The sequence below is a fragment of the Alkalibacterium iburiense genome (genome assembly GCF_039521845.1).
Taxonomy (GTDB): Bacteria; Bacillota; Bacilli; order Lactobacillales; family Carnobacteriaceae_A; genus Alkalibacterium; species Alkalibacterium iburiense.
Genome location: NZ_BAAACW010000142.1, coordinates 1 through 11,182, shown reverse-complemented (window position 1 = coordinate 11,182; position 11,182 = coordinate 1). Strand labels below are relative to the sequence as shown.

6 protein-coding genes are annotated in these 11,182 nt (G+C 34.9%); all 6 read left to right on the top strand.

Annotation, left to right across the window (positions count from 1 at the left end):
• Positions 1-328 precede the first annotated feature (328 nt).
• The 6 genes from ABDZ53_RS11185 to bglB all read left to right on the top strand — a co-directional run bounded on the left by ABDZ53_RS11185 (position 329) and on the right by bglB (position 11,046).
• Entirely contained in the window at positions 329-1,543 is a 1,215-nt protein-coding gene (locus tag ABDZ53_RS11185) for a hypothetical protein (protein ID WP_343756555.1), read from the top strand.
• A gap of 191 nt (positions 1,544-1,734) precedes the next feature.
• Positions 1,735-3,714, top strand: coding sequence for a beta-galactosidase (locus ABDZ53_RS11180; RefSeq protein ID WP_343756554.1), 1,980 nt, complete (start codon positions 1,735-1,737; stop codon positions 3,712-3,714).
• A 128-nt stretch (positions 3,715-3,842) separates the two neighbouring features.
• Positions 3,843-5,765, top strand: coding sequence for a glycosyl hydrolase 115 family protein (locus ABDZ53_RS11175; protein ID WP_343756553.1), 1,923 nt, complete (start codon positions 3,843-3,845; stop codon positions 5,763-5,765).
• A gap of 130 nt (positions 5,766-5,895) precedes the next feature.
• Positions 5,896-7,689, top strand: coding sequence for a glycoside hydrolase family 35 protein (locus tag ABDZ53_RS11170; protein WP_343756552.1), 1,794 nt, complete (start codon positions 5,896-5,898; stop codon positions 7,687-7,689).
• 1 nt (position 7,690) lies between these two features.
• On the top strand, positions 7,691-9,529 hold the full coding sequence (locus ABDZ53_RS11165; RefSeq protein ID WP_343756551.1) for a rhamnogalacturonan lyase: 1,839 nt from the start codon (positions 7,691-7,693) through the stop codon (positions 9,527-9,529).
• Between the two features lie 422 nt (positions 9,530-9,951).
• The gene (gene bglB / locus ABDZ53_RS11160) at positions 9,952-11,046 is read left to right on the top strand and encodes a beta-galactosidase BglB (protein ID WP_343756550.1); all 1,095 of its coding nucleotides are present in this window, start codon (positions 9,952-9,954) and stop codon (positions 11,044-11,046) included.
• The last annotated feature ends 136 nt before the right edge of the window (positions 11,047-11,182 follow it).

Genomic DNA, 11,182 nt, shown 5'->3' with positions numbered 1-11,182 from the left:
TAATGGACATAAGGAATCCCTCCTGGAGTACGTGTCTTAGTCGACAACCTAATTGTACCATATGGGGGGGGCCTTTTTTCTATGTTTTAAAAAAGTTGATTTATCAGGTGTTAAACACGACAAATAATTATGAAATTGGCTCAGGCATACATTTATTGAAAAGCAGGAGAGTCTTATTTATACCAAGATAGATATGTCTATAGAAAAGCAAATCATTACAAGTTATTTTACTTCAAAAATATATATCGTGAAAACCGTTTTTAGAAATCAGAAAAATAGTAACTATAATAAATTAATTGTTAATAAAACTTTGAAAAGGAGTCTTTCAATGAATGTAAAGCAATTAGTAAATAAAGCTTTAAACGATGGAGAAGGTATTTTAAGACTTGCACCTACTTGGGTACCAAGGTCCTTTTGTAGACCGGGAAAAAGAATCAAATTGCATCCTGATGATTATTTTATTCTAGGTGCTCGTGGAGGTATAGATGAAAGGTGGTTATCATCTACTACCTGGGCAGAGAATGGGGCAAATACTCCTGAGGACGAAGGGCTAAGTTATATTATTGTAGATGAATATGGTAAAGAACGAGTCTTATTAAGAGATGCTATAGAACTTTTTGGTAAAGAAATAATAGGTGAGTTTTTGTGGGAAAAGTACCGAGGCTGGGCAATGTATTCTAAATTTTTTGATAATGCTGGTCCCTTGCCTCATCATTTACATCATGACGATGAGTACGCAGAATTAGTAGGCGCGAAAGGCAAACCAGAAATGTATTTTTTCCCATCTCAAATGAATAATCATGGTGGTGAATTCCCCTTTACATTCTTTGGTTTAAACCCAGAAACTACAAAAGAAGAATTACTTGATTCACTTAAAAACTTTTCAAAAGGTGATAATAATATACTAGCTTTATCTAAGGCTTATAAGTTAGAAGTTGATACAGGATGGAATGTAGAACCAGGAGTACTTCATGCTCCAGGTAGCTTATGCACCTATGAACCACAATTTGCATCTGATGTTTTTGCAATGTATCAATCTGTTTTACTAAATGGCCAAATGGTCGATGAAAGTCTTTTATGGAAAAATACACCTAAAGAAGAAATTGGTAATTATCAACATTTAATGAATGTAGTAGATTGGGATAAAAATATTGATCCTGATTTCAGACAAAAAAACTATATGCGTCCTATACCAATAAAATCGAAAGAAGATATGGTTAAAGATGGATATATCGAAGAATGGATTTGTTATAAGACTCGTAATGTTAGCGCAAAGAGATTAACAATCCTGCCAGGAGAAACTGTAAAAATTAAAGATAATGCCCCATATGGATTAATATGTATTCAAGGACATGGCACTTTTGGTAAATGGCCGATTGAATCGCCAACACTCATAAGATACGGTCAGCTAACCCATGATGAGTATTTTGTTACCGAAAAAGCTGCCAAAAATGGAATAGTTATTACTAATCCTTCTGCTAGCGAACCAATTGTAATATTAAAGCACTTCTCAGATAACCCCGACTTAGAATTAATAGGGTGAAATATTAATTAATTTTTGTTACATTACTATATTGTTTAAGACACGCATATCAGAATATTGGTTAATAAAATCAAGAATTTTAAGAGTATATTCTTAACCACTATATTATTAAGAATTATTAAACTATTTATTATAAAAGTTAGCAGATAATCAGCTAATCACACAAAAATCAAAAAAGGACGTGCTAGTTAATGGTCAGGAATAAGATGTATTATGGAGCGTGTGTCTACCCTGAATTGTGGTCAGACGAAGTAATGGTCAAGGATTATGACTTGATGCAAGAAATTGGAATGAATCTTGCACGGATGGGGGAGTTCACTTGGTCTACTTTTGAACCCAATCCTGATGAGTTCGATTTTTCTATCCTAGAACGCTCTTTAGAACTGACAAAAGAAAGAGGAATTGATGTAGTTATCTGTACACCGACTCCTACTCCTCCGATCTGGATGACGCATAATCATCCTGAAAGGCTTCATGTGGATAAAAATGGAACGCGTATGATACATGGGTCTAGACAGCATATTTGTAGTAACAATGCCTATTTTAGAGAACGGGCAAATATTTTTGTTGATAAAATGATGGAAGTCGTCAAAAAATACGACCATGTTATAGCCGTACAATTAGATAATGAATTCAAATGTCATGTCGATCAATGTTTCTGTGAAAATTGTAAAAACTTATGGCACCAGTGGTTGGAGAAGAAATACGAAACGGTATCCAACTTAAATGAGGCATGGGGAACGAAGGTCTGGAGTCAGGAATACCGTCACTTTGAACAAGTGGTTCAACCTTTACCTACGCCGTTTCTCCATAACAGTGCTCTTTTGTTTAATTATAAGCGGTTTCACCATGAAAAGTTGGCCGAATTTATTAAAGAACAAGTGAGTGTGATAAAGAAACATTCTGATATTCCTGTTACACATAATACAGGCATGTTCTTTGATGTGGATAATGAAATGATGGGTCAAGAAATGGACTTTATGAGTTTTGATACCTATACACCAGTAGAACATTATGAAAACTTCGTATTAAACCAAGAAAGATGGCGCTACATTAGAAACGACACGAGAAAAACAATGTTACTCGAAACGAGTACTTCTTACAATGGCCATTTGGAAAATTATGCTGTACCCCATGAGTTAGGTTACGTGGAAGCTGAAGCATTTACCACTTTTGCAGCAGGTACGTCAGCTTTCACTTACTGGTTATTTAGAGGTCAACGATCAGGAAGCGAGCAGCCACATGGTTCAGTTGTCAGTTCCTGGGGAGATAAAACAATTGGTTATGAATCTGTCATGAATGTCAGTCAATTAATCGAGAAGATTGAACCTTTGATATCTGAATCTAATGTAATCGAACCTAAAGTGGCTATTACTTATTCAGATCGAGCAAGAAGTTATATAGATAATGAACATGGTGGAGTATATAACTACAAAGAATTGATGAATGCTTTCCATAAACTGTTCTTAGATCTGAATATCCACAGAAAACTTGTGCCAGAAGGTCACGATTTAAATGAAGTAGATGTTCTCTTTTCTCTGTACATGCATAACTTGTCAAAAGATTATTTGGCACGAGCCACTGAATTTGTAGAAAATGGCGGCACATGGTTTGTTGGCCCAATGTCTGGTGGCCGCACAGAAAATCACTTATGGCATACGGACAATGGCTTAGGTGAATTAGGGGAATTACTTGATATCAAGTCCTCTGTTCAGTTTTATAGCAAGGATGGTCAGATGCAAGGTGAGGCTTTAGGCATGACTTCTGAATTAAATGGGTTAAATACCTTTGTTGAAGTCAGTCAAGAAGCATCTAAAGGAAAAGTCATATCTGATACAGCTAACGGTCAGGCATTCTTAGTAGAAAAAGAGATTGGTAAAGGAAAAATAGTTTATCTAGGTGCACATGTCAATAAAGACTTGATGAAAAAGTTGATTAAAGAGCATACTCGTGACCACCATATTACTGACATCTTGGAAACATCAGATGAAGTTGTTATTTTCAACCGAAGAGGTATTGATTCAAATGAAACTCAATATTGGATGGTCAATCTTTCAAAAGAAGATAAAACTGTTCAATTAAAACAATCATTAGTGGACAAGTTAAATGATAAACAGTTAGATAAAGGCCAATATACATTAAAGCCTTATGATTATATGGTACTAGCCTAGGAATAGAGAGGGAAATTATGTCGTTCTTTTATTTAAATTATCATACTGAAATAAAGTCTGCTCATGATATATCTCAACCGATTAAAAATGCTATAGCCATTTTTAGAAGAGATTTAGAAAAGACCACAATGAATTCACAACAATCTAAACCGAATAAGATTGTTGTGAATAAACCTTCTCCTAATGATTTTTCTCATGCTGAACAATATTCATTAACCTTTAATGATGATTCTACATTGATTATCAATGGTTCAGATGAATTAGGAGTTATATATGCTTTATTATATTTAAGTCAAGAATACCTGGATATTGATCCTTTTTGGTATTGGGCTGACATGGAATTTAAGAAGAAATCAGGCTATGAAGTACCATTAGTTGATTATGTTTCAAGTCCATTCACTATTAAATATAGAGGATGGTTTGTAAACGATGAAGTATTTTTGATTGGATGGAAAAAAGAGTTAGGTTACCCACCTACAGAAGAAGTATGGCGTCCAGTTTTTGAAACCTTACTTCGTCTCGGTGGAAATATGGTTTTACCTGGTACGGATCTTCCGCTTGGTATACAAGAAGACTTAGCTGCTGACTATGGATTGTATTTAACTCATCATCATGCCCAACCCTTAGGTGCAGAAATGTTCAAACGAGCTTTTCCAGATAAAAAAGCTAGTTATAAAGAGAATAGTGATTTATATATCAAATTGTGGACAGAGGCAATACAACGCCAAAAAGATAAAAAAGTTGTATGGGCTCTCTCTTTTAGAGGGCAGGGAGATGCTCCTTTCTGGGAATCAGATCCAGAATTTAATACACCTGAAAAACAGGGAGAGTTAATTAGCGAGGTTTTAAGAACGCAATATTCATTAATTAAAGATGTGCAACCTGATGCTGTTTGCAGCGTGAATTTATATGGTGAAATTTCAGAACTGTATAAAAATGGTTTCATATCGCTACCGGAAGATGTTATAAAGATTTGGGCTGATAATGGGTTTGGGAAAATGGTGTCGAGGAGAAATGGCAACACAGATAACAGAATCTCTTCTATGCCTGAAAATGAGGAAAAAGAAGGCGTTTATTATCATATAACATTCCATGATCTTCAGGCTTCCAACCATATTACCATGTTTCCTAATCGTCCAGAGTTAGTAAAAAATGAATTTGATGCTATTCTAAATAATCATGCTAATGACTACTTGCTTTTAAATGTCGGCAATATTCGCATGCATACTTACTTTATCGACTTAGTAGCTAATATTTGGAAGGATAAAGAAGTATCTGTTCCCAGTCACTTATCCTCTTATGTTGATCGCTTGTTTAACTCAAGTAGGAGTAGTATAAAAGAATTACTAAAGGATTTTCACAAAGCTTCTTTTTCATTTGGGGAACAGGATGACCAACATGCCGGTGATCAGGTCTATCACTTTACTGCAAGAAGAATGATCGCTCACGTTTTATCACCTAAAAGAGGAGAACCTCTTGAAAAACTATATTGGTTAACAGGTAAGGTATCATTTAAACAGCAAGTAAACTTCATCTTGAAGAAAGCGACTGACACATTACCAGAACTTGAACATCTAGTTAATTTAAGTTCAGAAATAAAACAAAACTTAAGCAAAGAAGAAAAAACTAGATTTAATGATCTGATAGGTTTTCAGATTGATGTTCTTTACAGTAGTTGCCGAGGGCTCATTCATTTACTAGACGCAATTCTGGATTTTAAGAAAGAAGAGATGCCTGTAGCTTTTGTGAAAGCGTCAAAATCATTATGGGATTTTGAGAAAAGTCTAGAGGCATTAAAGCAATGTGAGCATGGAAAGTGGCAAGACTTTTACAGGGCAGATTGGTTAACAAATATCGAATTAACTTGTGAAAATGTATCCCTTTACCGTGGCTTCCTGCGTATTCAAGGGGATCAAGTTGTCTATTTTAACTGGTACAAAGAATATCTGATGCCAGATACCGAAAAGCATATTTACCTTGAAAATACTCATCGAAATCCCCTTTCAGATGACGATCTAGCTTTAAGACTAAAAGAATACTTTAAGTTATAGAATATAAATCTCATCTAAATATATCTTACTTTAGATGAGATTTTATTCTAATTTCCATTGAAGATATAAAATGATAGCGCTATACTAAAGAGAGAGCCTTTTTAAATATGAGTCAGAATAGGAGAAAAGAATGAGTAAAACTTTTGAAATTAAAGATGATTTTTATCTTAATAATGAACCCGTTCAAATTATTTCAGGAGCCATGCATTATGTGAGAGTCGTCCCTGAATACTGGGAAGACAGGTTATTAAAAATCAAAGCCATGGGCTGCAACACTGTTGAAACGTACGTACCATGGAATGCACATGAACCTGAAAAAGGGGAATTTTGCTTTACTGGTATGTATGACTTAGTTAAGTTTATAAAATTAGTTGACAAGCTGGATCTTCACTTAATACTCAGAATTTCACCATATATATGTGCAGAATGGGAATTTGGCGGTCTGCCTTATTGGTTACTAAAAGATAAGGACATGAGAGTACGTTCAACTTATGAGCCTTTTATGACTCATGTCGAAGACTATTTCAGTGAAATCATTCCTATGATTAGTGAGTATCAAATACATAAAAATGGTCCAATTATTTTAGTGCAAGTAGAAAATGAGTATGGATATTTTAGTAATGAGAAATCATATATTAAAAATATATCCGAATTGTATACAAAGTACGGAATTGAAGTTCCCTTAGTCACCTCGGATAGTACCCGTGCCAGTATTATGAACGCTGGGAAATTACCAGAGGTCGCAATGCCTACAGTAAATTGTGGAGCTAACTTAAAAGAAAGATTATCTATTTTGGATGAGATTAATCCTGGAAAGCCTAAAATGGTCATGGAATTCTGGATTGGATGGTTTAATATTTGGGGCCATCCTACTCAACAAGAAAGACCACTGGATCCTATATTAAAAGATTTAGAAGACATTCTTGAAATGGGTCATGTGAACATTTATATGGCTCATGGCGGAACAAACTTTGGATTCATGAATGGGTCAAATTACTATGAAAGAGAAAAGGATGGCTACTTTATAGATGAGTATGCTCCGGCAACAACGTCATATGATTATGGTGCGCCGATTTCAGAAGATGGCTCTTTAAACCACCGATTCTATTCTATTCAAAAGGTTATTCATGAATCAACCGGAAAGGATATAGATCATACTCAATCACTTAATAATGCTATAAAAGGAAAGTATGACAAGGTGACTGTAAAGCAAAAGGTCAGCTTATTTTCCTGTCTGGATGATTTGTCACAACCGACGTCATCATCCTATCCGCTAACAATGGAAGAATTGAATCAGGATTACGGGTATTTATTATATGAATCGGAAATTGATGCTGTTTCTGAAGAACAATCCATAAAATTAATTGATGTTAACGATAGAGCTCAAGTGTATTTAAATAATGAATGGCAATTTAGCAGCTATCTGAATGACTTTAATTTAAAAAGAAAATTGAAATTAAATAAAAACGAAAAAAACAATTTGAAGATTTTAGTTGAAAATATGGGCAGAGTTAATTTTGGACCTTATATGAATCAACAGCGAAAAGGGATAAGTGGAGCGGTCATGTTGGATGAATATCAGCAAACTGGCTGGACCCATTACCCTTTAAATATGAAAAACATTGAAAAAGTAGATTTTGATAAGCCTTATATTAAAGGTCAGCCTGCATTTTACCAGTTTAATTTAACTATCAGTGACCCAAAGGATACCTATATGTATCTTCCTGAGTGGGGCAAAGGAGTTATTTTTGTAAACGGTTTTAATATTGGTCGTTTCTGGGAAAATGGCCCTCAAGAAAGTTACTATGTTCCCGGGCCGTTACTTAAAGAAGGCAACAATGAGATTATTATTTTTGAAAGTGAAGGAAAAGCAACTGATACAATTTACTTTATAGATGAACTAAAACTTAAAAAGGGAGAATAAGATGTCAGATAAACAAGTGCAATTAGAATATTTAAACAGAGGGTTAATTGCTGTTAAGACGGATGATGGAATTCTAGTCAGATGGCGAATAACGATTGATGAATTTTCAGAAACGTATTATGAACTCTATAGAGATGAAGAGTTAATAGCAACGTTAACGAAAGAAGAAAATAGCAACTACTTAGATACTGATGGAACACTTGATAGCCAATATCATGTGCAATCTTTTAATGGAGAGCAAGTAAACACCTCAGAAACCGTTCAAGTATTAGAGAATCCATTCTTTGACATTCCTATGGATAAGCCTGAGGGAGGAGTCACTCCTGATGGAATAGAATACAGTTATACAGCTAACGATTTGTCAGTTGGAGACGTAAATGGGGATGGTATTTATGAAATTTTCGTTAAGTGGTATCCAACAAATGCGAAAGATAACGCACACTCCGGACATACGGGCAACACATTAATAGATTGTTACACACTTACAGGTGAAAAATTGTGGCGCATTGATTTAGGAAGAAATATACGATCAGGCGCTCACTATACACAGTTTTTAGTATTCGATTATGATGGAGATGGCATCGCTGAAATGGTGTGTAAGACAGCTGATGGAACCATTGATGGCACTGGGAATGTAATTGGCGATAAAGAGAAAGATTATAGAAATAGTGAAGGTTTTGTTGGAGAGGGTCCAGAGTATTTAACCTTATTTGATGGGAAAACCGGAGCAGCCCTGGACACTATTCCTTATAACCCTCCTCGAGGGGAGCCGGGTAGCTGGGGAGATTACGAGTGGAACAGAGAAGATCGTTACCTAGGTGGCGTGGCGTATTTAGATGGAGAAAAACCAAGTGCTATTGTCTGCCGAGGGTATTATACACGAGCAGTGGTTGTTGCCTATGATGTTATTGATAAAAAACTTGTTGAAAAATGGACAATAGACTCTGATCAAGGCTATCCTGAATTAGCAGGGCAAGGTGCACATTCCTTAAGTATTGCAGATGTTGACCAAGACGGGTATGACGAAATCATTTATGGTGCGGCAGTCATTGATCATGATGGTACATTACTTTACTCAACAGGTATAGGTCACGGCGATGCGCTTCATGTAGGGAATTTTGACATTGAACGTGATGGCTTAGAAATATTTATGACGCATGAACAAACACCTAATGAACACGGTTTTGAAATTCATGATGCAAAAACAGGAGAGATACTGTTTAGTATTCCGTCTCCCGATGAGGATATTGGGCGTGGAGTTGCGGCTGATATAGACCCTCGTTATAAAGGCGTTCAGTTGTGGGGGTATGCTCCAGAAGGTCCTTTACGCGTTAAGGGGACTGAAAGTTATTACACTGTTAAAGGTGAAGTTATTGATGGTCCTATATTACCAGCTAATTTTGTTATTTGGTGGACAGGAGATCTGGGTAGAGAAATTCTTGATCACGAATACAATCCTGAAACAGGAGATGGTGTTGGAACGATATTAAAATGGGATTGGGACAACAAGAAGATTGATACTCTGTTATATGCAGAAGGTACAAAATCGAATAATTATACAAAAGGAAATCCTAATTTACAAGCCGATTTATTCGGAGACTGGCGTGAAGAAGTCATTTGGCGATTGGATGATTCGAGTGCATTACGTGTATTTACGACATCTTACTATTCTAAACACCGGTTTTATACTTTAATGCATGACAAAATGTACCGAGTCGCTATAGCTTGGCAAAATGTTGCGTATAATCAACCCCCTCATCCTAGTTTCTATATAGGGTATGATAAAGAATATATTAATATACCGATGCCTTCATATAAGTTAATAAGAAAACAAGACTAGTTTAATCCCTTTAATAAATAACTAAAGAAAAAATAGATATTTGATTATATGAAACCCTTCATATAATAACTAGAAGTTTCTTGCTAACCTCATTTTTTTTAGATATATGAAATCAGTTAATTTATTGAAACTTGAACTTTTTTGCGAGCTGTTATTAACGTCAATGTCACATTTTAGCGAAGATAATATATTTTTTTAAAAAAGTACAATAAAGAAATATTGTAATAATGTAGAAATCTAACTTATTATTTCATATACTGATGATAGTGCTTACATAGAAGTATCGGAAGATAGAACTGATTTTCCATACTAATGTTAGGAGGAATTTTATACTATAAAAAAACTTTAAGTTATCTTATTTTTGTATCTCAATTAATGGTTAATTTTCTTAAGTAGTAAAGTAATTATAGAGGAGAGTACTGATGACTGAACAAAAACTTGATAAAAATTTAATTACAGAAAAAATTGATTTATTAGCTAAGAACCTATCAAATATAAAAGATGAAACAGGAGAATATCTTCTAAACTTTAATGGTCTAATAGTAGATGATAAGAGTTGGCATGTCTGGAATTGGCCTCAAGGGGTTGGTTTGTACGGATTATTTGCCTACTATAAATTTACACAAAATAAAGATGCCAAAAGTATTTTAGATGAATGGTTCAATCAGCGTATACTTGAGGGCTCCCCTCCAAAGAATGTGAATACAATGGCACCCTTACTAGCTATGGCCTTTCTTTACGAAGAAGGTAATAATAACTATAGACCTTATCTAGAACAATGGGCAGATTGGGTAATGTATGATATGCCAAGAACTGAAGAAAATGGTCTACAACATATGACATATAGCTCTGTTCATGATGGACAACTATGGGCTGACACCCTAATGATGTCGGTTCTTCCATTAGCTAAGATAGGTCTGCTTTTAAATAAGCCAGAGTATGTAGAAGATGCAAAAAAACAATTTTTAATACATACTAAGTACTTGGCTGATAAAAAAACTGGACTATGGTTCCATGGTTGGAATTTTAATGGTCATCATAATTATGCAAATGCTTTATGGGGTCGTGGAAATTGCTGGGCAACTATTTCTATACCAGAGATTATAGACATCTTAAATTTAAAGCCTGGTGATCATATGTACGATTTTTTAGTTAGTACTTTGAATCGTCAAATAAAGACATTAAAAGAATTACAGGACGATAGTGGAATGTGGCATACTTTATTGGATCATCCTGATTCATATTTGGAATCCTCAGCTACTGCTGGGTTTGCCTTTGGAATTTTAAAAGGTATACGGAAAAGGTATGTATCTAAAGAGTTTTTACCAGTAGCAGAAAAAGCAATAAGAGCTATAATAAATAACATTAATGATGATGGTGCAGTAGAAAATGTTTCCGTAGGTACAGGGTTGGCAGAAGACTTAAATTACTATAAATCAATTAAAGTAACCACTATGCCATATGGACAATCACTGGCAATATTAGCATTAACTGAGTATTTGTATACCTTTGCATAACTATAATCAAAAGCCCCTTGTTCATTTAAAAACAAGGGGTTATTGCTAGAAAATTTTACATTAAGTAACTCAAGTTTTGCAGTTAAAAAATAGCCTTTGACCCTTGGTGTCATTGACTTGGTACCGATTATTATGC

What these genes read in the sequence shown, in the direction of transcription:
- ABDZ53_RS11175 (WP_343756553.1), top strand. Translation starts at nt 3,843, where the DNA reads ATGAATTCACAACAATCTAAACCGAATAAGATTGTTGTGAATAAACCT.
- bglB (WP_343756550.1), top strand. Translation starts at nt 9,952, where the DNA reads ATGACTGAACAAAAACTTGATAAAAATTTAATTACAGAAAAAATTGAT.
- ABDZ53_RS11180 (WP_343756554.1), top strand. Translation starts at nt 1,735, where the DNA reads ATGGTCAGGAATAAGATGTATTATGGAGCGTGTGTCTACCCTGAATTG.
- ABDZ53_RS11165 (WP_343756551.1), top strand. Translation starts at nt 7,691, where the DNA reads ATGTCAGATAAACAAGTGCAATTAGAATATTTAAACAGAGGGTTAATT.
- ABDZ53_RS11170 (WP_343756552.1), top strand. Translation starts at nt 5,896, where the DNA reads ATGAGTAAAACTTTTGAAATTAAAGATGATTTTTATCTTAATAATGAA.
- ABDZ53_RS11185 (WP_343756555.1), top strand. Translation starts at nt 329, where the DNA reads ATGAATGTAAAGCAATTAGTAAATAAAGCTTTAAACGATGGAGAAGGT.